The sequence below is a fragment of the Myxococcus sp. AS-1-15 genome (genome assembly GCF_020037055.1).
GTDB lineage: Bacteria > Myxococcota > Myxococcia > Myxococcales > Myxococcaceae > Myxococcus > Myxococcus fulvus.
On the sequence record NZ_JAIQDF010000004.1, the window covers coordinates 135,809 to 158,037 of the forward strand.

22 protein-coding genes are annotated in these 22,229 nt (G+C 70.1%); 8 read left to right on the plus strand and 14 right to left on the minus strand.

The window, feature by feature from the left end; all coding sequences use genetic code 11:
- Positions 1 to 176 precede the first annotated feature (176 nt).
- From K8625_RS13680 to K8625_RS13705, 6 genes are all read left to right on the plus strand, one after another.
- On the plus strand, positions 177 to 695 hold the full coding sequence (locus K8625_RS13680) for an NADH-quinone oxidoreductase subunit C (RefSeq protein WP_223746920.1): 519 nt from the start codon (positions 177 to 179) through the stop codon (positions 693 to 695).
- Between the two features lie 10 nt (positions 696 to 705).
- On the plus strand, positions 706 to 1,965 hold the full coding sequence (gene nuoD, locus K8625_RS13685; RefSeq protein WP_223746825.1) for an NADH dehydrogenase (quinone) subunit D: 1,260 nt from the start codon (positions 706 to 708) through the stop codon (positions 1,963 to 1,965).
- The gene (locus tag K8625_RS13690) at positions 1,962 to 3,848 is read left to right on the plus strand and encodes a 2Fe-2S iron-sulfur cluster-binding protein (protein WP_223746824.1); all 1,887 of its coding nucleotides are present in this window, start codon (positions 1,962 to 1,964) and stop codon (positions 3,846 to 3,848) included. The genes nuoD and K8625_RS13690 overlap by 4 nt, the downstream gene beginning before the upstream one ends.
- A gap of 2 nt (positions 3,849 to 3,850) precedes the next feature.
- Positions 3,851 to 5,275: a complex I subunit 1 family protein gene (locus K8625_RS13695; RefSeq protein ID WP_223746823.1), complete on the plus strand. Its 1,425-nt coding sequence runs from the start codon at positions 3,851 to 3,853 to the stop codon at positions 5,273 to 5,275.
- Positions 5,276 to 5,304: 29 nt separating this feature from the next.
- Positions 5,305 to 6,084, plus strand: a complete 780-nt coding sequence (locus K8625_RS13700) for an NADH-quinone oxidoreductase subunit I (RefSeq protein ID WP_141326255.1) — start codon at positions 5,305 to 5,307, stop codon at positions 6,082 to 6,084.
- Positions 6,085 to 6,333: 249 nt separating this feature from the next.
- On the plus strand, positions 6,334 to 6,702 hold the full coding sequence (locus K8625_RS13705) for a ferredoxin (RefSeq protein ID WP_223746821.1): 369 nt from the start codon (positions 6,334 to 6,336) through the stop codon (positions 6,700 to 6,702).
- A 15-nt stretch (positions 6,703 to 6,717) separates the two neighbouring features.
- On the opposite strand, the gene K8625_RS13710 is transcribed toward K8625_RS13705, so the two are convergent.
- Positions 6,718 to 9,255: an adenylate/guanylate cyclase domain-containing protein gene (locus K8625_RS13710; protein WP_223746919.1), complete on the minus strand. Its 2,538-nt coding sequence runs from the start codon at positions 9,253 to 9,255 to the stop codon at positions 6,718 to 6,720.
- A gap of 167 nt (positions 9,256 to 9,422) precedes the next feature.
- On the opposite strand from K8625_RS13710, the gene K8625_RS13715 reads away from it, so the two are divergent.
- Entirely contained in the window at positions 9,423 to 10,292 is an 870-nt protein-coding gene (locus K8625_RS13715) for a hypothetical protein (RefSeq protein WP_223782968.1), read from the plus strand.
- Between the two features lie 7 nt (positions 10,293 to 10,299).
- Here the strand turns inward: K8625_RS13715 and K8625_RS13720 are convergent, their stop codons facing one another.
- From K8625_RS13720 to K8625_RS13755, 8 genes are all read right to left on the minus strand, one after another.
- Positions 10,300 to 11,193: a hypothetical protein gene (locus tag K8625_RS13720; RefSeq protein WP_141326256.1), complete on the minus strand. Its 894-nt coding sequence runs from the start codon at positions 11,191 to 11,193 to the stop codon at positions 10,300 to 10,302.
- A gap of 147 nt (positions 11,194 to 11,340) precedes the next feature.
- A complete protein-coding gene (locus tag K8625_RS13725) occupies positions 11,341 to 11,634 on the minus strand; it encodes a YtxH domain-containing protein (RefSeq protein ID WP_223782969.1) in 294 nt (97 codons plus the stop codon).
- A 45-nt stretch (positions 11,635 to 11,679) separates the two neighbouring features.
- Entirely contained in the window at positions 11,680 to 12,132 is a 453-nt protein-coding gene (locus K8625_RS13730; protein WP_046712965.1) for a hypothetical protein, read from the minus strand.
- A gap of 35 nt (positions 12,133 to 12,167) precedes the next feature.
- Complete coding sequence (locus tag K8625_RS13735; protein ID WP_046712964.1) at positions 12,168 to 12,368, minus strand: hypothetical protein; 201 nt, start codon at positions 12,366 to 12,368, stop codon at positions 12,168 to 12,170.
- 62 nt (positions 12,369 to 12,430) lie between these two features.
- Complete coding sequence (locus K8625_RS13740; RefSeq protein WP_223782970.1) at positions 12,431 to 12,652, minus strand: DUF3618 domain-containing protein; 222 nt, start codon at positions 12,650 to 12,652, stop codon at positions 12,431 to 12,433.
- Complete coding sequence (locus K8625_RS13745) at positions 12,642 to 13,103, minus strand: phage holin family protein (protein WP_223746816.1); 462 nt, start codon at positions 13,101 to 13,103, stop codon at positions 12,642 to 12,644. The genes K8625_RS13740 and K8625_RS13745 overlap by 11 nt, the downstream gene beginning before the upstream one ends.
- 140 nt (positions 13,104 to 13,243) lie before the next feature.
- The gene (locus tag K8625_RS13750; RefSeq protein WP_223746815.1) at positions 13,244 to 14,011 is read right to left on the minus strand and encodes an endonuclease/exonuclease/phosphatase family protein; all 768 of its coding nucleotides are present in this window, start codon (positions 14,009 to 14,011) and stop codon (positions 13,244 to 13,246) included.
- A gap of 10 nt (positions 14,012 to 14,021) precedes the next feature.
- Complete coding sequence (locus K8625_RS13755; RefSeq protein WP_223782971.1) at positions 14,022 to 14,567, minus strand: hypothetical protein; 546 nt, start codon at positions 14,565 to 14,567, stop codon at positions 14,022 to 14,024.
- Positions 14,568 to 14,872: 305 nt separating this feature from the next.
- Between K8625_RS13755 and K8625_RS13760 the strand changes: the two genes are divergently transcribed.
- Positions 14,873 to 15,862, plus strand: coding sequence for a M23 family metallopeptidase (locus tag K8625_RS13760; protein ID WP_223782972.1), 990 nt, complete (start codon positions 14,873 to 14,875; stop codon positions 15,860 to 15,862).
- 10 nt (positions 15,863 to 15,872) lie between these two features.
- Here the strand turns inward: K8625_RS13760 and K8625_RS13765 are convergent, their stop codons facing one another.
- The 5 genes from K8625_RS13765 to K8625_RS13785 all read right to left on the minus strand — a co-directional run bounded on the left by K8625_RS13765 (position 15,873) and on the right by K8625_RS13785 (position 22,189).
- The gene (locus tag K8625_RS13765) at positions 15,873 to 16,667 is read right to left on the minus strand and encodes an enoyl-CoA hydratase/isomerase family protein (RefSeq protein ID WP_223782973.1); all 795 of its coding nucleotides are present in this window, start codon (positions 16,665 to 16,667) and stop codon (positions 15,873 to 15,875) included.
- Complete coding sequence (locus tag K8625_RS13770) at positions 16,604 to 17,317, minus strand: TetR/AcrR family transcriptional regulator (RefSeq protein ID WP_223746813.1); 714 nt, start codon at positions 17,315 to 17,317, stop codon at positions 16,604 to 16,606. Before K8625_RS13770 ends, K8625_RS13765 begins: the two co-directional genes overlap by 64 nt.
- 108 nt (positions 17,318 to 17,425) lie before the next feature.
- Complete coding sequence (locus K8625_RS13775; RefSeq protein WP_223746812.1) at positions 17,426 to 18,877, minus strand: hypothetical protein; 1,452 nt, start codon at positions 18,875 to 18,877, stop codon at positions 17,426 to 17,428.
- A 245-nt stretch (positions 18,878 to 19,122) separates the two neighbouring features.
- On the minus strand, positions 19,123 to 19,473 hold the full coding sequence (locus tag K8625_RS13780) for a helix-turn-helix domain-containing protein (RefSeq protein ID WP_141329836.1): 351 nt from the start codon (positions 19,471 to 19,473) through the stop codon (positions 19,123 to 19,125).
- A 58-nt stretch (positions 19,474 to 19,531) separates the two neighbouring features.
- A complete protein-coding gene (locus tag K8625_RS13785) occupies positions 19,532 to 22,189 on the minus strand; it encodes an LPS-assembly protein LptD (protein ID WP_223782974.1) in 2,658 nt (885 codons plus the stop codon).
- Positions 22,190 to 22,229: the final 40 nt, after the last annotated feature.

Here is a 22,229-nt window from a genome sequence, read left to right on the forward strand (position 1 = left end):
CGCCCCGGCGGACGATCCGTGAGCCTCCCCGGACGCCGCGTGCGCAACGCTGGCTTCTGGGCTTCCTAAGTGGCCTACATGGTTGAGGGTTTACGTTGACGCCCCCCTTCTGGGCTCCTTATAAAGCCGCGGATTCTTCTCCCTCAGTCATTGGGTCCCCCTTGAGCACTTTCGCGTTGGACAGGGTCTCCGCCCACTTCCCCGAGGCGGTGGTGGAGCGCTACGTGGACCGGGCCGGTGGCGCCTGGGCCGTGATCCATGCCGACTCACTGCCGAAGGTCGCCGCGTTCCTGAAGAACGACGAGGAGCTGCAGTTCAAGCTGTTCGGCTCCGTCGACGCCGTGGACCGGTTGCACCTGGCGGAGAACGACCCGCGCTTCGAGGTCGTCTACTTCCTCTACTCCCTCAAGCGTCACGAGCACGTGCGGCTCAAGGTGCGCGTGAGCGAGCACCAGGCCGTGCTGCCCTCGCTGGTCCCGCTCTACCGCGGCGCCAACTGGTGGGAGCGCCTGGTCTGGGACTTCTACGGCATCCGCTTCGACGGGCACCCGGACCTGCGCCGCATCCTCCTGTACGAGGAGTTCCAGGGCCACCCGCTGCGCAAGGACTACGCGCTGAGGGACCGCCAGCCGCTCATCCCGGAGCGCCCCATCAAGGACATCTTCCGCGGTCCCGGCACCAGCGGGCACTCCTGAGGACGACACCATGGCCGACAGCCACAACGTTGAAGTGAAGGGCCACAATCCGGACACGGACGGCTCGCTGCCGCCCGAGGGCTCGGAGCTGGAGGCGCACCTCCAGGCCAAGCACATGGTCATCAACATGGGCCCGTCCCACCCCGCCACGCACGGCACCGTGCGGCTGAAGGTGGAGCTGGACGGCGAGACCATCGTCAAGATCGACCCGGAGATCGGCTTCCTCCACCGCGGCTTCCAGAAGAGCTGCGAGAACGTCACCTGGACGCAGTGCCTGCCGTACACGGACCGGCTCAACTACCTGTCCGCGATGATGAACAACTTCGGGTTCCTCAACGCCGTCGAGAAGCTCATCGGCCTGGAGATTCCGGAGCGCGCCCAGTACATCCGCGTCATCGGCAGCGAGCTGCACCGGCTGACGGACCACCTGACGTGCGTGGGCGCCACCGGCCTGGAGATGGGCGGCTTCGCGCCGTTCCTCTACGGCATGGAGGCCCGCGAGCTCATCCAGGACCGCGTCACGGAGCTGACCGGCGCGCGCCTCACCACCAGCTTCGGCCGCGTGGGTGGCATCAACCGCGACCTGCCGGACGGCTGGGCGGACAAGGTCCGCAAGACGCTCACCCGCACGGAGGAGCTGCTGGTGGAGATGGACGGGTTGCTCACGCGCAACCGCATCTTCGTCGACCGCACCAAGGGCACCGGCATCATCAGCGCCGACGACGCCATCGACTACGGCTGGACGGGCCCCGCCCTGCGCGCCTGCGGCGTGGACCACGACCTGCGCAAGGCGAAGCCGTACTGGGTCTACGACCGCTTCGACTTCGACATCCCGGTGGGCGAGCACGGCGACAACTACGACCGCTACCTCGTCCGCATGGAGGAGATGCGTCAGTCCATCCGCATCCTGCGCCAGGCGCTCGACACCATCCCGGCGGGTCCCATCATCGTGGATGACTGGCGCATCGCGCTGCCGCCCAAGCCCGAGGTGTACGGAACCATCGAGGGCGTGATGGCGCACTTCAAGCTCGTCATGGAGGGCATCCAGGTGCCCCCCGGCGAGGCCTATGACGCGACGGAGGCCTCGAACGGCGAGCTGGGCTGGTACCTGGTGAGCGACGGGCGCGGTCGCCCGTACAAGGTGCACGTGCGCGCGCCGGGCTTCCCGGTGCTCGCGGCGGTGCCCCACATCATCGAGGGGAAGATGCTGGCGGACCTCATCCCCACGTTTGACACCATCAACATGATTGGCGGCGAGGTCGAGCAGTGAGCGACAACGACACGAAGAAGCCGACCGGTGACGCGCAGCCGCCCCCCAAGGGCGCGCCCACGGACACCCCCGCGGCGAAGATCGGTCCCGAGCCCTCCAACCCTCCGGCCGGTCCGAAGATGGACACGCCCCCCGCGGCGGCCAGCAGCGTCACGCCGCCCCCCAAGGCCGCGGCGCCCGCGGGCCCGCCGCCCAAGCCCGCGCCGAAGAACCCGGGCTTCGTCACCTGCACCATCGACGGCAAGGAAGTCGTGGTGAAGCCGGGGACGAACATGATCGAGGCGGCCAAGACGGTCGGCTCGGACATCCCCTACTACTGCTACCACCCGCGCCTCTCCATCGCGGCCAACTGCCGCATCTGCCTCATCGAGGCGTCCAACGCGCCGAAGCTGGTGCCCGCGTGCCAGACGCCGCTGGCCGAGGGCGTGGCCGTCAAGACGACGACGCCCAAGGTGAAGGAGCAGCAGCGCGCGGTGATGGAGTTCCTGCTGCTCAACCACCCGGTCGACTGCTCCATCTGCGACCAGGCCGGTGAGTGCAAGCTGCAGGACTACTACATGAAGTACGACTACCGCCCCTCGCGGCTCGAGGGCGGCAAGACGCTGAAGAACAAGCGCAAGGTCCTGGGGCCCCGCGTGGTGCTGGACCAGGAGCGCTGCATCATGTGCACCCGCTGCGTGCGCGTGATGAACGAGATCGCCAAGGAGCCGCAGCTGGGCGTGTTCGGCCGCGGCAGCCACGAGCGCATCGACGTGTTCCCGGGCAACGAGCTGGACAGCGACTACTCGATGAACACCGTGGACGTCTGCCCGGTGGGCGCGCTGCTCAGCCGCGACTTCCGCTTCAAGGCGCGCGCGTGGTTCCTGTCCGCCACGCCGTCCATCTGCACCGGCTGCGCGAAGGGCTGCAACACGTACGTGGACTGGATGTCGCAGGACACCTACCGCATCCGTCCTCGCGAGAACGAGGAGATCAACAAGAGCTGGATGTGTGACCAGGGCCGGCTCATGTACAAGTCCTTCAACCTGGGCCGCGTGCTCCAGGCGAGGGTGGGCCGCGCGACGGGCCAGTCCGGCTCCGAGGCCGTGCCGGTGGTGACGCGCAAGGAGGCCGCGCAGGCCGCCGCCAAGGCGCTCAAGCCGCTGGTGGGCTCGGGCAAGCTCGCGGTGCTCGCCTCGCCGGTGTCCTCCAACGAGGAGCTCCTGGCGGGCCTCACGTTCGCCAAGGCGACCTTGGGCCTCACCACCGTCTACGTGGGCGGTCGTCCGGCGGGCAAGGCGGACCACTTCCTGAAGACGGCGGACAAGAACCCCAACCGCAAGGGCCTGGAGTGGATCGCCAAGGGCCTGGGCCTGAAGGTGGAGACCTACGAGTCGCTCACCCAGGCGCTCTCCAAGGGCCAGGTGAAGGGGCTGTACGCCATCGGCACCGAGGTGCCGGGTGACGTGGAGGCCTTCGCCAGCGCGGTGGCCTCACTGGACGTCTTCGTGGTCCAGGAGAAGAACGAGTCGCCCATCACGGCGCAGGCCACGGTGCTCCTGCCCGCGTCCATCCACGTGGAGGACGAGGGCTCGTTCACGCAGATGGACGGGATGACCCAGCGCTTCCGCAAGGCGTACCCGCCCAAGGGCGACGTCATCCCCGGCTGGAAGTGGGCCGCGGAGCTGACGCGCGAGCTGGGCGGCGAGGCGCCGACCTGGAGCAGCGCGCGGGACGTGTGGCGCGAGCTGTCCGGCAAGGTGGCCGAGTTCGCGGAGTTCAACTGGGACAAGGCGTCTCCGCCGGACCGGGAGAAGCCGGGTATCAATCCGCTGCCGACGGGCGCCGACGGGCGTCCTCCGGGCTACCGTGAGTTCGGTGCTCCCCGGGTGAGGGGTATCTAGCGATGAAGCGCGTTCTGACTGTCCTCTTCGCGATGGGCTTCATCGTCGCGACGCTCGCGGGAGTCTCGGCGGCGGCCTATGCGGTCGGAGGCCTGGCCGAGAAGTATTGGTTCGCGGGCGCCAGCCGCCTGTCGAACATCCTGTTCCTGATGCTCGTCTTCGTGATGATCATCGCGACGCTGCTCACCATCGCCGAGCGCAAGTGGAGCGCGCTCATGCAGGACCGCGTGGGCCCCAACCGCGCGCGCATCAACCTGCCCGGCATCCGCAACCGCTCCCTGGCCGGTCTCCCGCACATCCTCACGGACGTGCTGAAGATGCTGACCAAGGAGGACTTCATCCCGGGCACGGCGAACACGTTCATGTTCAAGCTGGGCCCCATCCTCGCGTTCGCGCCGGTGTTCGCGCTGTTCGCGGTGGTGCCCGCCGGCCCCTCCGTCAATGTGTTCGGCCACAACGTGGACATGGTGGTGGCGACGCCGGACTTCGGCGTGCTGTACCTGCTGGCCATCGCGTCGCTGGCCGTCTACGGCACGGCGCTCGCCGGCTGGGCCTCCAACAACAAGTTCGCGCTCTTGGGCGGCGTCCGCGCCTCCTCCCAGATGATCTCCTACGAGGTCGCGCTGGGCCTGTCGCTGGTCGGCCTGTTCATGGCGTTCTCCTCGCTGCAGCTGCCGACGCTGGTCGGCACGCTGGGGCTGGACGGCGCGCAGGCCACGGGCCAGGCGCAGTACCTGTGGCGCACCGAGGGCGGGTTCGACCTGGGCATCCCGGCGTGGGGCTTCCTCTTGCAGCCCATCGGGTTCATCGGCTTCTTCGCCGCGTCCTTCGCGGAGACCAAGCGCGCCCCGTTCGACGTGCCGGAAGGCGAGTCGGAGATCATCGGCTACTTCGTGGAGTACTCCGGCATGAAGTTCGGCCTGTTCATGATCTCCGAGTTCGTGGAGGTCGTGGTGCTGGCCGGCGTGACGACGGCGCTGTTCTTCGGCGGCCACCACCTGCCCTTCGGCAACGAGTGGCTGGCGAGCCAGCCGCTGATGCAGGAGCACGGGTGGCTGTACGGCACCATCCTGGGCACGGTGTTCTGGGTGAAGGTGGTCTTCCTCATCTGGATCCAGCTGGTCATCCGCTGGACGTTCCCCCGCTTCCGCTACGACCAGATCCAGACGCTGGGCTGGAAGATCCTCCTGCCGCTGGCGCTGGCCAACGTGTTCATCACGGGCGCGCTGGTGCTGTGGGATCCGTCCCTGCGGGCGCTGGCCATCTTCGGCATGCTGGAGATTGGCGTGTTCGTGGTGCTGACGATGACGAAGAAGGCAGACGCGGCGGAGGGTGGTGCGCACGGAGCGCACGGCGCCCACGGCCATGACCACGGGCACGACGCGCATGGGCTGCCGTCCCACGCCAGCGCGGCGTCCTCGCACTAGCTCCCGGCCCGACCAAGGTAGACACCATCATGGCCATCAAGGTTACGAAGGTCACCCAGGACCCCCGGACGGACATCCGCGAGCGGATGTACATCCCGGGGCTGCTGCACGGGTTGGCCATCACCACGAAGCACTTCTTCCGCAACCTCTTCGGCACGCGTGACACGAACACGCAGGTGCAGGACCGCACGGGCACCAGCCTGATGACGACGGTCGAGTACCCCGAGGAGAAGCCCATCTACCCGGAGGGCTACCGCGGTCTGCACCGGCTGGTTCCGCGCGAGGACGGCAAGCCGCGCTGCGTGGCCTGCTACATGTGCGCGACCATCTGCCCGGCGCAGTGCATCTACATCGAGGCGGGCGAGTACGAGGAGTCGGACGCGGACGGCGAGTCGCGCGTCATCGAGAAGTACCCGACCCAGTTCGTCATCGACGAGCTGCGCTGCATCGTGTGTGGCCTGTGCGTGGACGCGTGCCCGAAGGACGCCATCCGCATGGACACGTACATGCACACGCCCTCCGAGTACACGCGGCAGAACTTCGTCTACGACATCCCGAAGCTCTTGAAGGGCCCGGCGGTGTCGCACCCCTCGGACCCGTGGAACAAGCGCGACGGCTCCGAGGAGCCGCACCACGTGCACAAGGAGGCCCACACGCGCATCGGCGAGGGCCTGGTGCAGCTCAAGACGCCGCACCACCTGGGCGCGGGGCATGACCACCACGCGCCGCACGGCAAGGGCGCGGTGGCGCACGGGCAGACGGTGGTGACGCAGCAGGGTCCCATCCAGGTGACGAAGTTCCTGAAGTAGATCCATCCAGACGTCCCGCGCGTAGGGACTGGTAGCAAGCACGGCCCGCCTCCCGCTCCTCGAGCGGCAGGCGGGCCGGTGTCATTTTGGGGCGCGGGTGATGACGTTGCAGCTCTTCAGTGGACCTGGCGTCTGGCGTCCGGGCGGCCGTCCCGTGGGGCGGCGTGGAGTGCGTTCAGGCGCACAGAGGCGGGGGCTGGTGGCTATCGCCCGACGTGGGGCCTGCGTAGGGTGGGTGCTGTCTTGGCGATGAAGCGCTACCGCTTGTCGGTGTGCAAGGGGTCGACCTGCAAGGCCGGCGGCGCGGATGACGTGTACGCGACGGCCCGCGCGGAGCTGGGCGCCCAGGGACTGGTGCCACGCTGCGAGCTGTACCGGGGCGGCTGCTACGGCTTCTGCCACATGGGGCCCAACGTGGTGGTCCGCGAGGACACCGGCCGACGCAGGGACCCGCTGTCTCCCGAGGACTACCAGCTCATGGGGTGGGACGGAGAGGTGTACTACTCCGAGATGACGCCCGAGAAGATGCGCCGCGTGGTGAGCGAGCACATCGCGAAGGACGCGCCCGTCGTGGAGCTGTTCGGGCAACCGGACACGCCGGCGCCAGACGACGGCTGAGCGGCCCGCGCGGGCTCAGGCGGCGATGGCCGGCGCGTCCCCTTCCTCCAGGCCGTGCACGCCGTCCCACTCCGCGGGCGGCGGCGTGACGAGGAAGCGCGCGCAGCGGGCCGCGTACACGGCGGAGACGGAGTCCTTGAAGTCGGTGGCGGAGCGCTCGAACAGCGCATGCGCCTCCGGGAAGCGGCGCTGGTGGTACGCCGTCAGCGCGCGCTCGTAGACGGCGAGCTGCTCCTGCTGGGGCGTGGTGATTTCACCCTTGCGCCCCACCAGCTCGTGCACGCGCAGCGGCTCCGCGCGGCCCTTGAGGCGCACCCGGTCCACCACGCGGAACACGTAGTTGTCCCCCGCGAGCGTCACCGTGCCGTCGCCCACGAGCACGTAGGTGCCGTACACCTTGTTGAGCGACTCCAGCCGCGCGGCCAGGCCCACCGCGTCACCCAGCACGGTGTAGTTGGACTTCAGCTCGCTGCCCATGTCTCCCACCACGACTTCGCCCGTGTCCACGCCGGCGCGGAAGCTCAGGCGGCGCCCGTACTTCTTCTCCCAGGCGTCCTGCCGCGCCGCGAGCACCTCGCGCATCTTGAGCGCGGCCTCACAGGCGAGGTGCGCATGGCGCTCGGTGCGCACCGGCGCGCCCCAGAACGCCATCACCGAGTCGCCGATGTACTTGTCCATCTGCCCCGCCGTGGAGCGCACCACCGCCGCCATCTCCAGCAGGTACTCGTTGAAGAGCCCCACCAGCTGCTCGGGCGTCATGCCCTCCGACAGCCGCGTGAAGCCCTCGATGTCGCAGATGTACACCGACATCCGCCGGCGCTCCGGGCGCATCAGGCTCAGGTCACGCGTCACCAGCCGCGCCACCTCCGGGCTCACGTACCGGCCGAGCGCCGCCTGCACGAAGTCGCGGATCTGCTGCTCGTTGCGGAAGGCGTAGACGGTGGTGACGGCGAACGCGCCCACCATGGCCAGCAGCGGCCCCGCCATGGCCACCCACAGCCGCTGCTCGATGAACACGTAGCAGGCCGCCGCCGTGTAGCCCGCCCCCGCGAGCCCCAGTCCGCTCACGTAGAGCAACGCGCCCCGCAGCGAGCGCAGCAGGAAGCTCAGCGACAGCGCGAGGAAGGCCCCCAGGAAGGCCAGCCCCATGGTGAGCGCCAGGTCGTGGTCCGCCGGGGCGCGGGAGATGCCCTCGGAGCGAAGGATGTTCGCCAGCGCCTGTCCCAGGATGGCGCCGCCCGGCGTCTCCGGACCGATGGGCGTGGCCCGCATGTGCCCGGACTCGCCCGCCGTCCGCGTGAGGACGACGGTGCGCCCCTCCAAATCGTTGTCGAACCGCGCGGGGCGCTCGTCCGCGACGTCGAACACGTTGAGCAGCACGTTCCACGCGCGGATGGAGCGGGACAACGAGCCGCGTGAGCCCCGCCCCGCCGTCGGCGCATCCCAGCGCATCAGGCTGAAACCCGAGTCATCCATGGGCACCGAGTACTCGTCCCCCACGTGCAGCCGCCCGTTCGCGTAGCGGAGCGTGCGCGTGTTGGCCAGGCGCATCGCGGCGGCGAGCGGCAGCGATGGCAGCACGTGGCGACCATCCCTCGCCGTGTAGACCACCAGGTGCGGGATGCCGCGCACCACTCCATCCGGGTCCGCCGTCAGCGTGACGGCGCCGTACCCCGCACCTCCACCCAACAGTGGCGCCACCGGGTGCTGGAGCTGGCGCACCTCCAGGAGCTTCGACGTGTCCAGCCCGTCGACCTGGACCTCCGCCAACGAGACGAACAGGTCCGTGGGGCCCACGCGGAACGTGTCGTCCGACGCGCGCCGCTCGGCGATGACGGCCCCGGGAGCGCCCAGCCGCGAGCCCAGCGACTTCGCGTCCGCCTCGTCCGTGGCGCCGCCCCAGACCTCCACCTGGTTGCCCGCGGGGATGACGAAGGCGGGCCGCTGCACCGCGAGCACCGTCTGCGTCCGCTCGCGGGCCTCACTGATGCCGGGGAACGTGCCCACCTTCACCCGGTACGGCCACAGGCGGCTGGCCGGCGGCAGCACGCGCGCGCCCTGGCTCTCCCAGGAGAACGACAGCAGCGCCTTGCCCGGGTCGCGCTCGAGGAACTCGCGGAAGGACGCGTCATCGCTCGACGTGGCGCCGAGCGACAGCTTCGGGTTGACGCAGGCGTTGGGACTCAGCTCCGGGAAGGGCAGGTCCAACAGCACCAGCAGGGCCCCCTCCTCCACCAGCCGGTGGGCCATGGCGCCGACGAGCTGCCGGGGCCAGGGCTGCGTGGCGACACCGGGACGGTCGTCCTGACGGGCCTCGGCGAGCGTCTCGTCGTCGATGGCCACCACCACGGCCTCGTCCGGCCGCTCCGAGCGCGCGCCGAGCTCCAGCACGCGCCAGTCGTAGGTGCGGCGCTCCAGCCCCTCCAGCCAGCCCTGCGCCGCCTCCACCGCGCCCGAGGGAACCCACGTGGGCGAGTCCTCGCGCGGCGCCGCCGGCTGGGGCGCCCGCAGGTACACGAGGATGCCCAGCACGCAGCCGAAGAAGACGGCCATCGCCAGTGAGAAGCCGAGCCGCTTGAAGAAACGCCAGCTCGCGAAGTGTACGCGGTGTGCTTGCACGGGTGCGCGGGAGGATACCCCGAGATTCCCCAGCGCGCGGGGTCTGTCACGAGCCCCTGCTATGCTCGCCGCCCCCGTCACACACCCCAGGAAGACTCTTGATGAAACGCATCCTCATGTCCGCCGCCGTCACCGCCCTCTTCCTCGCTCCCCTGGCGTGCGACCTGGAGAAGACGGGGGCCCAGCTCACCGCCGAGCACGTCATGGTGGGCACCCTGCTGGCCACGCCCGAGGTGGAGGTCTCGGCCCTGGCGCTCGCCGGCGTCGACGGAGGGGTCTTCGTCCCGGATGGGGGCGACAACATCGTGATTCCGGCCCAGACGGCCGCGCTCGTGTTCTTCGGCACGCGCTCCGGAGAGAACTCGCAGCCCTCGGGCGTGACGGGCGCCACCGCGACGCTCCAGCCCCAGGGTGGGCAGGCGACGGTGCTGAACGAGGACGGCTCGGGCAGCTACAGCCGCACCAACGTGGGCGGGAGTGACTCGGGGCTGACGTACGCCTCCGGCGCCACCTACCAGTTCATCGCCGCGCGCAACGGCACGCGCTACGTGGGCCAGGTGGACGACGCGCCCGTGCAGGAGGCCATCACCCGGTTCCATCCGCCCGAGGGCTTCGTGCGCCACACGTCCGGCACGGCGCTCAGCTTCGAGCGCGCCGCCGTCTCGGGCGGCAAGGAGCGCACGCTGGGCTTCGTCACCGTGGTGCCCCTGGGCTCGGACGGCTCCAAGGGCGAGCCCACGTACTCCAACGTGCCCACCACGCCAGTGGAGTTCCTCCAGCTGGTCGCGGTGCCGGGCTCGTACCGCGAGGCCCAGGTGACGATTCCGGGCTCGGCCTTCCCGCAGTCCAACAAGACGTACCTGGTCATCTTCCAGGCCGTGCGCCTGGGCGGCGCCGAGTCCGACAACCTGTTCATCGGCAGCGCCCTGCTCGCGGGCACCGCCGACGTGGGCGTCATCCGGACGAACTGAACGCGCTTCAGCCCGCTTCGATGTCCAGCTCGATGCGCCCCGACAGCTTGAGGCGCAGCAGGTGGCCGGCGAAGCGCTCCGACTCCTCTCGCGAGAGCACGTTGCGGAAGCTCGCGCCGTCCGCCACCTCGACCTCCAGCACCGCGCCCCGCTGGAGGAGCCGGAAGAAGTCCTCGTCGCCACCGGGTCGGGGGATGGACAGCGGCAGCATCCCCTTGAGCGGGAGGACCTCCTCGCCCGCGCGGACCCGTGACACCAGGGCCGCCGCGTCGGGCCGCACGTCGCCCGGGGCCACGCCCTCCTCGGGATAGAGCGGCGCGGGCGGCAGCGCCACGTCCTCCGTCGAGTCGTCGAGCAGGAAGCCGTACCGCGACGGAATCCGGCCGGTGAAGAGCATGCACAGCAGCACGGGTGTGTCGCCGGACACGCGCTCCAGGTGGAGGATGGAGCGCTCCGCGCCCACGCGACGCAGGAGCAACGTCAGCCGCGGGCGATGGACCGACAGGTGACGCAAGGCCCGGTCCTTCAGCGTCGCGCGGATCTCCGCGAAGGCGGACGCATAGCCCGCCTCCGTCTCTGCCTCGCGTGCGGACAGGGCCTCGCGCGTCCTCGCGAGCTTCTCCTCCGCGTCGCGCAGGAAGTCCCCCGCGGACGCGGGCGCGAGTCCCGGCTCCGACGAGGCCGAGGGTTCGAGCCCCGCGGCGCGCACCGCGCCCAGGAGGAACGAGCCTTGTTGCGTCAGCCGCTCGCGCTCCTCGCGGAACCGCGCGATGGACGCGGCGTGCTCCAGCTTCAGCTCCAACCACGCTTCGTATCCGGACTCGAGCGTCTCCAACGCGCGCAGCCGCGCCAGCGCCGCCTCCGGTCCCACCGCCCCGTCACCCTTTGCCAGGTCACTCACGAGGGCGGAGTCTACACCCGCTTCACGCCCGCCCCTCCGTCGCTCGGCCGCCGCCCTGCAACGACGAGGGCCCCCACCCGCCTTCGCGGATGAGGGCCCTCTCGTCGAGCACACCGTCCACGTGGCGCGAAGCCACGGGACACGGGCTCACGCCGTGCGAGACACGGACGACTGGGTGCCCTGCGCCGGAGCGCCCTCGCCGCGGTTCAGCTGGTTGGTCAGGTACTCCTGGCCGGTCTGCAGCTTCTGGCGCAGGTCGTCCCGCAGCTGGGTGCCCGGCTTGGGGGCCAGCAGCAGCCCCAGGCCCGCGCCCACCAGCAGGCCGGCCGCGAAGGCGCCGATCACCGGCAGCACGTCCTCCGCCGCGCTGCGACGGCTCTCCAGGCCGATGAGGTTGAGCAGGTCGTCCTTGTCCATCTTCTTCAGGGCGTTCAGGTTCATGCGCGACTCCAATGGAAGGTGAAACGGCGGGGAACGAAGACAACCCTAGTAGGACGGAGGACGGGGCGTGCCCGCAACCGACGCATCCGCGGACGCAGCGCCGGGCTCCCGCGACACGGCGGAGCTCACCGCGCCGCGACCCGCCTGGTAGCCCTGGAACGCCGTCTCGGCCATGCCCAAGAGCTCGTCCTTCACGAAGGGCAGCGCCGCCAGCCGCACGCCCAACCGGAGCATGCGCGCCGTCAGCGGCGTGAACAGACCCCCGCCCAGCACGTAGCCCACGCCCAGCGCGGCGGCGATCATCCCGTACGGGTTGCGCTCCACGCGCCCGCGCAGGTCCAGCGACTGGCCCAGGTCATCGACAGCGCCCCTGGCATCACTCCAGAGCTGCTGCGCCTCCGAGCCAATCTGGTCCACCCGCTGGCCGAACCCCGCGTCCGTGCCCGAGGGCCGCGACGAAGGGTTGCCATTGCCTGAAGCCCCTGGATAGTTCGTCATGAGTGTCCTCTCTCGTCTGCCGTCCCAGGACGGCTTCAGCGGCGGGAAGCGATGCGGCCGACCAGGAAGCCCACGGCCACCGCGCCCAACAGACACGTGCCGGGGTTGGCGCGGATGAAGCTCACCACGCGGTGGTTCATGTCCACCAGGTTCTGCCGGGCCTCGTCGAGCTGCGGCAACACCTGGTCCTGGAGCTGCCGGGCCCGGTCGGCCACCTGCTGCGGATTCATGTCCATGAACGTGCTCTCCTCGATTCGAAAAGTGGAACTGCGAAAGTCCTGGGGGCCCACGCGCGCCTTCAGCGACGCGAGCCCAGCAACATCCCCACCGCGAACGCCGCCCCCACGCACGCGTAGGGATGACGGCGCACCCACTCGCGCCAGTCGGCGGCGACCGCCACCTCCTGGCGCAGCGCGCTCACCGACGTGGCCAGCTCCGCGCGCGTCCGCTCGATGTCCTGACGGAGCATCGCGCTCGTGCGAGGCCCCATCGGCTTGGGATGTCCATTGCTAGCGCCCATGCGGGGGCTCCTTGAAGAGTTGACCGTCCCCGCCCTGGAGCGCGTTGCCCAGGGCCACGGGGGCCGGCGCGGTGAGCGCCGCCATGCTGCGCGACAGCTCGTCCGTGGTGTCGTCCATCATCCGTCGTGTCTTCAGCTTGTGCAGCGCCCAGGCCACGCCGCCACCACCCGCCACCAGGTTGAGCAGCGCCACCACGCCGAACGCTCCCGCCCACCCCAGCCAGGGGACCAGCACCGCCGCGAGCGCCGCGCACGCGAAGGCATAGCCCACCAGGATGAAGGGCACGAAGGCGGCGATCATCGCCACGTTCATGCTCGCGGACTTCAGGTCCTCCTCGAGCTCCAGGCGCGCCAGCTGCAGGTGCTGGGTCACCAGCCGACTGAAGCTGTCCGCCATGCGGCCGACGAGCGCGGTGAGCCCACGCTCCGTCTGTTCGCTCCCCACGTGCATTCACTCTCCGGCCGGCGCTCGCGTCCTCACAGAAGTGGCGCCAACCTAGGCACCCCTGCCCTTTGGGACAACCTCCCCGAGGCGTTTCTGTCCGGCGTTCACAAGCGTCAGCCACTCAACGTGACGCCGGCTCCCGCACGCTAACCGATGAGCTGCACCGGATGAGAGTCGGACGTGCGCGTCGAGAGAATGGGCGCCTGGAAGCGCAAGACGAGGGGAAGGTGGTCCGAGGCCACCCGGCTGAGTTCGGTGCGGTGCGGAAAGATCCGAAGCGGCCGGACGCCCGCGTCCACGTAGATGCGGTCCAGCCTCAGCATGGGCCACCGCGTGGGATAGGTGCGCGCGGGCGTGCCCAGCTCCAGCGCGGCGTCGTGGATGGCCTTGCGCACCAGCGAGGGCACCGCGCCGTTGCCCCAGTAGTTGAAGTCCCCGCACACCACGGCCGGGTCCTTGCGCACGGCATCCCTCAGGATGTCCGAGCCGAGCAGCAGCGCCTCCTGCCGTCGCCGCTCCGACACCCGCAGGCCCAGATGGAGCGAGAACACGTGGAGCTGCTGACCCGCGCCGATGTCCAGGTCGCACCGCAGCGCGCCCCGGGGCTCGCGCCGCCTCACGCTCAAGTCGTAGTTCTTCGAGTGGAGGATGGGCAGCCGGGTGAGGATGGCGTTGCCGTAGCGGCGGCCGTTGCGCACGACGTTGGGGCCGAAGGCCATGTGCATGCCGAGCATGTCCGCCAGGTGCTCGGGCTGGTCATCGCGCGAAGTGCGGCCGCGGAAGTCGCCCACCTCCTGCAGGGCGACGATGTCCGCGCCCACCTCGCGCAGCACCTCACCCACGCGGCCCAGGTCGAACCGGCCGTCCGTCCCGATGCCGCTGTGGATGTTGTACGAGACGAGCGTCAGCTCCACGCGCGCGGGCTCAGCCGTGGAGGGGATTGACGCGCCGCGCCGCCAGCCGCACCACCTCCAGCGGCAGCGCCGCCAGCCGGGCCACGGCCTTCGCCGCGTCCCCCAGTCCGCCCTTGAGCGTCTGGAGCTGCCGGCCCGCCTCGTCGAGCAGGTCCGGGAGCCGGCCACGAGGAGGCTGCTCGCGCGTGGGCGGCAGCGCGCCGATGGGCGTGGTGCTCCGGATGACGGGCTCCTCCGCCGCCTTGCGCTGCTGCGCCTTCTCACGCGAGGCGCGCTTCGTCGCGCGCTGCGCGGGCGCCGAGGTGCCGTGGGAGAACTTCCCGTCCGGCTCCAGGCGGGCCAGCTCCTGGAGCTGCGCCTCCATCTGTCGGGCGTTGTAGAGGTCCTCCGTCTCCGCGAAGGACTTGCCGTAGTGCACTCCCTCGCGCGCCGCCAGTTCCTCTGGCTGCGCACGGGACTGCGCCAGGTGCGCCTTGTCCCGTCGACGCAGACTGCGGCTCTGCTTCGGCAGCGTCTTCGGAACCTGGAAATGGTCGAAGCTATAGGGACGAGGCATCCGCGAATCTCCGAAAAGTAATTGGGTCCGAGCAGAAGCTAGGAAGCCTGGAGGCGCGCCGGTACGGCTTGACGCCACGACGTGCAGCCGGCTGCCTGCCCTCCAGCCCGTCGGGCCGCGATTCCGCGCCCTGCGTCGCTCAAGTGCCGACAAATCCAGGCGCGTCCCGCTGGCCCGGTGAGCAGCCGACGAGGCAGTGTTCAGCAGGCGACCCGACGGGCGCTCCCGGGCAGAGAAGCAGGCATCCGACGCGCGGATTTCTCACCCTGGGAAGAGTCCGGCCATCCGTGGTGTAAAGAACGCCCATGGCTCCGCACCCCGCCCGCTGGTTTCATTCCGCGCCATCCCACCTGCTGCTCGCGCTGCTCGCCCTCGGTGCGAAGGCCCAGGCCTCCGAGCCGACGCCCACGTCCGCGGCCCTCCCCTCCTCCGCGTCGACGACGGCCCAGGTCCAGCCGCTGCTGTCGCTCCAGCCCGGCTCGGCGCGTCCGGGAGACCCCGTCATCGTGATGGTGCGGGGCATGGCGGGGATGCCCACGGGCACGCTCGCGGGACGCCCGCTGCGCTTCTTCGCGTGGGGAGACGGCTTCCTCGCGGTGACGGGCCTGCCGGTGGAGCTGACGCCGGGCACCGCTCCCGTGCTCGTCGTGGGCCCCGGCTCGGCCGAGGGCGCGCCGCTGGAGCTCACGGGCACGCTGGACATCGTCGAGCCGGGCTACCCCTCGCGCGAGCTGAAGGTGTCGGGCAAGTACGTGGCGCCGCCGGCCTCCGTGAAGGCGCGCATGGCCGCGGACCGACGCGCCTTCGCCGCCGCCTTCTCGCAGCCGTTCAGCGCGCCCCACTTCGCCCAGAACTTCGCCTGGCCCCGGCAGGACCGCATCACCGCGCCCTTCGGCGACCGGCGCACGTTCAACGGCAAGCTGTCCAGCCAGCACTTCGGCGTGGACATCGACGGAGACCCGGGCGCGCCCGTGCTGGCCAGCAACGAGGGCACCGTGGTGATGGCGCGCGACAACTACTCCGCCGGCAAGACGGTGCTGGTGCACCACGGCGGAGACCTCTTCACCGCGTACTTCCACCTGTCGCGCATCCAGGTGAAGCAGGGCGACAAGCTCCAGCAGGGTCAGCAGCTGGGCCTGGTGGGCAGCACCGGCCGCGTCACCGGCCCCCACCTCCACTGGGGCGTGAAGGTGGACGGCATCTGGGTGGACGGCGAGTCGCTGCTGCGCCTGGACTTCTTCCCGCCCGCCCTCCCCGCCGTCGCCAGCGGGGAGACGCGTCTGGGCACGCCCTGACGGCGCGCGGCTAGCGGTCGTTCCACTTCGGCGGGCGCTTCTCCAGGAAGGCGGAGACGCCCTCGCCCGCGTCGTCCGCGAGCACGTTGAGCGACAGCTGGGACGCGAGGAACTCCAGCGCGGCCGGCAGCGGCAGGTCCTCCGCGGTGAAGAAGGCCCGGCGCCCCAGCGCGAGCACCGCCTGGCTCTTACCGGCGAGCTTCCCCGCCAGCGTCGCCACCGCCCCGTCCAGCTCCGCGGCGGGCACCACGCGGTTGACCAGCCCCAGCGCGAGCGCCTCGCGCGCGGGCAGCTTGTCCCCGGTCAGCACCAGCTCCAGCGCGCGCTTGCGGCCCACGTGACGCTGCAGGAGTGCCATCATCATCATCGGGAACAGGCCCACGTCGATCTCGGGCGTGCCGAAGTCCGCGCCCTCCACCGCCACGGCGAGGTCACACGCGAGCACCAGCCCCAGCCCGCCCGCCAGCGCGTGCCCGTTGACGCGCGCCACGGTGGGCTTGTGCGCCTCCTGGAACCGGGCCAGCAGCTTCCCGTAGGAGCGGCGGCCATCGTGCGTGGCGAGGAAGCCGCCGTCGCCGGCCATCTGCCCCAGATCCCCGCCCGCGCAGAAGACCTTCTCGCCCGCGCCGGTGAGCACCACCACGCGCACGGCGGGATCCGCGTCCGCGCGGTCCAGCCCGTCCATCAGCGCCTTCACCACCGTGGGCGACAGGGCATTGCGCGCCCGGGGCCGGTCGATGGTCAGGTGCGCTTGGGGACCTTGGACTTCGTAGCGGACTTCTCCGACGACTTCTCCGGCTTCCATGCAGGGGACTCCGCGCCTGGCGACGCGTCGGCCAGGACGCCGTGAAGGAAGGTTTCGGCGATCTGCGCCTTCGCGCGCTCCAAAGCCTGGGTGTCGCGCGCGTCGGCCAGCCCCGTGACGAAGGCCGTCAGCCCCATCTCGATGGCGCCGAAGAGCAGCGCGGACGACAGCAGCGGGTCCGTGTCCGAGCGCAGCTCCCCCGCCTCCTTCGCCCGGGTGAACAGCTCCGAGGACAGGCGGATGGCGTCCACGAAGGCCGTCTGCCGGTTGATGCGGGAGCCCGCGGGGCTGCGGGCAATCTCCAGGATGAGGACCTTCACCGCGCGCGGGTCCACCCGGTACGCCTCGAAGGCCACGTCCACCACGCCGCGCACCTTCTGCGCCAGCGCCCCCTCGCCCTCCACCACCGCGCGCACGCGCGTGACGAAGCCGCTCCAGCCCGTGTCGAACACGGTCTCCAGCAGCTCATCCTTGTTCTTGAAGTAGTGGTACACGAGGCCGTAGGCGACGCCGGCCTCCTTGGCCACGTCCGCGATGCGGCACCCGTGATAGCCCTTGCGGGCGAACACATCGATGGCCGCCCGCAGGATGGTCCGGCGGCGTTCGCTCTCGCGGTTGCCGTTGTCCGCCGCCGACTTGCTCTGGCCCACGACGTCCTCCACCGGCCGGTTGATTCTTCAATCAGCCGAGGTGGACCCTACGGACGTGGGCTCCCGGGGTCAATGGGTACTTCACCGGGAGCCCGCGTCAACCGCGTCCTAGAGCACCGTGCCCGTCACCGTGGGGGCGACGACCTGGACCTTGTGGCCGTCCAACTGGGCGGCCGTGTACGTGCAGACCGCGTCCGACTTCCAGGGGATGGGCTGGCTGAAGGGCGGCGGCGGCGGCTCCTGGGAGACGTCGTGCTTGTCCTTGATGAGGTAGCGCACGACGGCGTACGACGGGTACGTCAGCGGGATGGCGCCGGTGATGGCCGGCTCGATTTCAATCGGGCCCTCCGCGCCGGAGTTGCAGCCGTCGCCCTGCGAGTTCTGGGCGATCATGTTGAACCACGGGTCCGCGACCAGGAACGTGGCGCTGGCCGAGCCGAAGTGGTCGATGGCGACGTTGGTGGCCGGAGGCGGCGGGGAGATCTGACGCACCGTGTCCGGGCGGTCCAGCGTGTGCGGCACGCCCGTCCAGAGGATGCGCTCCTGCACCCAGATGAGCGTGCTGGTGTCGTGGACGCCGTTCTTGCCATCCCAGCGGCCGTTGCCGTTGGTGTCGACGAAGCGCTCGCCCGCGTCCCAGGTGCCGTTGTCGTTGTTGTCGACGAAGGGCTCGGTCAGGTCCACGAAGGCCTCGCCCGTGTCCCACTGGCCGTTGTTGTTGTCGTCGCTGAAGGCCTCCTCACCGGAGGTGACCGCGATGAGCGAGACCAGGTTGTCGCGCGGGTTGTTGATCTTGTTGGGGCGGATGGGGTCGGCGCGCTGGGGCTCCGGCCGGTTCGACTGCGGCTGCGCCGGGGTGCCGTGCGCGGCCAGCGGGTTCTGCTCCCACAGGAAGGGCTGCATCCACAGCGGCGCCAGGTACTCACCCGTGTGGGTGGCGTCGTTGGTGGGGTTCCAGGTGAACTCACCCGGGTCCACGTCCTGCGGCAGGGGCAGCGAGGTCTTGTAGAGCACCTGCGCGTTGCCCACGACGTCCGTCAGGGAGGTGGCGGTGGGGCCGATGGTGCCGGCCTCCGTCAGGAAGGACACCTGGGCGCCCTCGATGCCGTCGCCGTTGCGATCACCCACGTGGGCGATGCAGTTCACCTTCACGCCGGCGATGAGCGAGCGGGCCTCGTCCCACGCGCCGATGGCGTGGTGCAGACCGGAGGCCTCACCGGACCACGAACCACACTGGAAGGTGAGCTGGCGGGAGCTCGAGTTGGTGCCGGCGAAGCTGATGACCGGAGAGATGACCGACTTGGCCTCCGCTCCCTCACCCGCCGAGGCGACCACCACCACGGAGGTGACACGGCCTCCCGTGGCCGTCACCTGCATGGACACGATGCCGTCCCCGGGGTTGGTCGTCCCCTCGGCCGGCGACAGTTGGACCCCCGGCACCTCGGACTGCAGTGAGAACCGCACCTGCGTGCCGGCCTGCGGCATGCCACGCGAGTCCACCGCCCGGAAACGCAGGGTGGTGATCTCACCCAGACGCGGCCTGGCCGGATTCTGATCCACGAATTCAAGCGTGGCGGGAGCTGGCGAGGAACACGCCAACAACACCATGCTCGTGAGGGCCATCCACGAGGCAAGACCCGGACGCATCAGCGAAGACTCCTTGGACGAAGAAGGAAGCACGCTGTGCGCACGCGGCGCACAGCGCATTTCCGCCATCTTCCCGGTCTACCTACCGTCCAGTCAAGGACAGGACAGGAGGACCGAGGGGCCCCTTGCGTCCGGCCAGGGACCCCGAGGGGTGGGATTCAGGCGATGGTGCCGCTGAACATCACCCGGGCGACCCCGAGCAGGCGGTCCACGTCCCGTGCGGTGAGGCCCCGGGCGCGCGCGAAGTCAGACAGGGGACGCAGCAGGTCCTCCGTCTGGGCAAGGGTCTGCTCCGTTCCCGTGAACAACTCTCCCAGGCTGACGCCAAGGGCGTTGGCCAGGGCGGCGAGGGTCTCCACATGAGGGACACGCTCGCCGCGTTCGATCATGGAAAGGAAGGAGACGCTGATCTGAGCCCGCTCCGCGAGCTCTTCCTGCGTCCACCGCTCCGGCCTCTGCGTACGAAGCTCGCGGATGCGCTGGCCGATTCGTTTTCCGAGGTCCGACACGAAATACTTCTCCTGGCTGCTTGGGGGTTGTGGAACCACCATTCACCTTCGGTGATTCCTAGCCGCCCGAACCGAACGATCCCAACCCAGTGACGCTGAAATTCACACCGGAAAATTCCAGTCCGATATCACGTCTGAGGGTCACCACCCCTTCAATGCGCCAGCAATTACACGCTGGCCCATATGACACGCCCAGTGTCTGCTGCGCGAAGGGCTTCAACGCCTCTTGGTTTGTTGGATCCTGGTAGAGGGGCTGCACCAGGGCTTCGTACCGCACCCCGAGGCCAAATCCGAGCGTCAAACGCGTACCCGCGATGAGAGCCTGGGCCCGCTCGGCCGTGGGGAGGCCGGGCGTTTCTCGGGATACGCTGCCTACCAGGGCATCCAGGGGGCGGCGGATGGAATCCGGGCCCAGGGCGTTGGGGATTTCACCCCGGTCGATGGCCGCCTGGGCGGTGGTGAGGATGTCGTCGTAGCGCGCGTAGAGCGCCTGGCCCTTGCCGTTGTCGATGTTGAAGTCGCCGGTGATCTGGGTGACGCGCCCCGAGTTGGGGTCGAAGCGAACCATCCCACCGGCGGTGAGCATTCCCAGGCTCGTCGTCAGGCGCGCGAAGGTGTCACGGAGGATCGGCTCGGGATCTCCGAGCTTGTTCGCGGCGGGTGCGTAACGCGTCAGGTCGAACCCCTGGCCGATGCGCAGCCGCAGCGGCTCGCGGTAAGCGTTGCCCACCTTGACGCGCAGCGTCTGGTCCACGGCGAAGACGCCCTGGAGGAAGCCCCGCGTGCGGCCATCCAGGTCCAGGGGCACGGCGGCGTCGACCTCGTCGTAGGGTTGGGCGAACCCAGGCCCCCGCTGAGCGCCCGCGGACGGCACGTGGCCCCAGCCGCCCGGCACGTAGCGCAGCTCCAGCGAGGGCGCGAAGGAGTGCCGGTAGCGGTTCTTCTCCCCGTCCCACGTGCGCGTGAGCTGGGTGTCCACGAGCAGGCCCGCGATGGGGTAGCCGCGCTGCCACGTCCTGCCCGAGTACTCGCCGGCCCAGACGTCCTGGCGCACGCCCAGCGACGGCGTCACCCGCGCCACGTCGCCCAGGGGGATGGACGTGGCGAGCCGGGAGGTGAGGTCGATGCGATCTCTCGCCTCGCGGTCTCGTGTGTCGAAGAGGCCGTTGCCCTGCCCCGGGTCCACCGGGTACGTCGGGTCCGTGTAGTGGTAGCCCAGCGGGAGGTAGATGCCATCGCGGCGGAAGATGCCGTCGACGCCCTCGTCCCCGAACCCGCCCGTCATGGGGGCCAGGCGGGTGAACTCGGCGCGCAGCCCTCCGACGATGCCGCCGAACAGGGGGCGCTCCGGCAGCGCGTAGACGACGCCGGGCAGGCGCTGGAAGGTCACCGGCGAGGGCAGGTCCGGCCGCAGCGGGTCCACCTGGGACGGCACGCGGTTGTCCTGGAAGAAGCGATAGGGCCAGCGGATGTCCTGGCGCAGGGACACATCCAGACCCGCGTACGAGTCCTCCTGGCGGCGGAACACGGTGGCGGTGCTGCGCAGGTAGTCGAGGCCCTGGAGGATGACGTCGGCGGTGAGGTCGCGCGTGTAGTTGCCGTCCGACACGAACGACGCGTCCACCCGGTCGTACCAACCGGAGCCCAGGTCCTGGAAGTGCTGCCAGGACGCCTCGCCGCGCCAGCCCCGGGGCACGTCGACGTAGGTATAGGCGTCGGGCGCTCCTTCTGGGTACAGGTAGAAGTCACCAGTCCGAGGGTCTCGCAGAGGGCGGGAGTCGTGCAGCACGCCGAGCGACACCCGGCCTCGGGCCGTCTCGCTGGGCACATAACGGAACTCCGTGCGCAACCGCGGGCCCTTCACGCCAAACAGCCGAGGCTCCTTGGTTTCGAACCTGGCGCCCTCCGGCCCCCGCAGCACCGTCTGGTCCGACGAGCCGAAGAAGTAGCCCGGGGTGAAGGTCATGTCGTAGCTGCGCCCCAACGTGAGGAAGAACGGCTGCTCGAGGCTGAAGCCGCTCTGCCCCGAGAAGTTCGGGTTGGGGATGAGGAAGCCCGTGCGGCGCTCGGCCAGGGGCAGGTACACCCAGGGCAGCGCGAAGATGGGGACGGACTCCACGTACACCACGGGCCACGACAGGGTGGCGCGCTCGCCGAGGATGACGTTGGCGGACCGGGCCTCCATGCGCCAGGTGGGCTCCCCCGGGCCGCACTCGCACGGGGTGAAGGCCAGGTCGTCCACGGTGAAGGCGTTGGGCCCGGTACGGCGGATGCGGGTGCCGCTGAGGATGATGGGCGTCTCGCCCATGGAGCGCAGCTCCTCGGGCGTCTTCGCCGCGAGCATCGCCTCCTGGGTGACGCCCTTCTTCTGCATGAAGAGGCCGCCCTGGAGCGTGGCCTCGAAGGAGCGGATGTCCACCCTGACGTCATCCGCGACGGCCGCCATGCCGCCGGGGCCCACGAACATGACGTTGCCGGTGGCGGTGGCCACCTGGTTCGCCTCGTCGTAGGTCACCTCGTCCGAGCGCAGCAGCATCTCGCCGGTGCGCAGCTCGCAGTGGCCGCGCGCGGTGAGGACCTGCTTGTCGGCCTCGTAGGTGAGGAAGTCGGCGGCCAGCTCCACCGTCTCGCCGGAGGGGAGCTGGACCTGGGTGGCGAGCGGAATCTGCGCCGAGGAGACCAGCAGCGCGGCGGCGAGCGGAACGAGGAGGCTCATTCAGGGGTGCAAGGTATGCCGCGCCACGGCCGCGCGGGGG

Coding starts and splice junctions, on each gene's coding strand:
- K8625_RS13760 (WP_223782972.1), top strand. CDS start 14,873: ATGGCTCCGCACCCCGCCCGCTGGTTTCATTCCGCGCCATCCCACCTG.
- K8625_RS13700 (WP_141326255.1), top strand. CDS start 5,305: ATGGCCATCAAGGTTACGAAGGTCACCCAGGACCCCCGGACGGACATC.
- K8625_RS13740 (WP_223782970.1), bottom strand. CDS start 12,652: ATGGGCGCTAGCAATGGACATCCCAAGCCGATGGGGCCTCGCACGAGC.
- nuoD (WP_223746825.1), top strand. CDS start 706: ATGGCCGACAGCCACAACGTTGAAGTGAAGGGCCACAATCCGGACACG.
- K8625_RS13765 (WP_223782973.1), bottom strand. CDS start 16,667: ATGGAAGCCGGAGAAGTCGTCGGAGAAGTCCGCTACGAAGTCCAAGGT.
- K8625_RS13745 (WP_223746816.1), bottom strand. CDS start 13,103: ATGCACGTGGGGAGCGAACAGACGGAGCGTGGGCTCACCGCGCTCGTC.
- K8625_RS13755 (WP_223782971.1), bottom strand. CDS start 14,567: ATGCCTCGTCCCTATAGCTTCGACCATTTCCAGGTTCCGAAGACGCTG.
- K8625_RS13785 (WP_223782974.1), bottom strand. CDS start 22,189: ATGAGCCTCCTCGTTCCGCTCGCCGCCGCGCTGCTGGTCTCCTCGGCG.
- K8625_RS13715 (WP_223782968.1), top strand. CDS start 9,423: ATGAAACGCATCCTCATGTCCGCCGCCGTCACCGCCCTCTTCCTCGCT.
- K8625_RS13695 (WP_223746823.1), top strand. CDS start 3,851: ATGAAGCGCGTTCTGACTGTCCTCTTCGCGATGGGCTTCATCGTCGCG.
- K8625_RS13710 (WP_223746919.1), bottom strand. CDS start 9,255: ATGGCCGTCTTCTTCGGCTGCGTGCTGGGCATCCTCGTGTACCTGCGG.
- K8625_RS13730 (WP_046712965.1), bottom strand. CDS start 12,132: ATGACGAACTATCCAGGGGCTTCAGGCAATGGCAACCCTTCGTCGCGG.
- K8625_RS13735 (WP_046712964.1), bottom strand. CDS start 12,368: ATGGACATGAATCCGCAGCAGGTGGCCGACCGGGCCCGGCAGCTCCAG.
- K8625_RS13705 (WP_223746821.1), top strand. CDS start 6,334: ATGAAGCGCTACCGCTTGTCGGTGTGCAAGGGGTCGACCTGCAAGGCC.
- K8625_RS13725 (WP_223782969.1), bottom strand. CDS start 11,634: ATGAACCTGAACGCCCTGAAGAAGATGGACAAGGACGACCTGCTCAAC.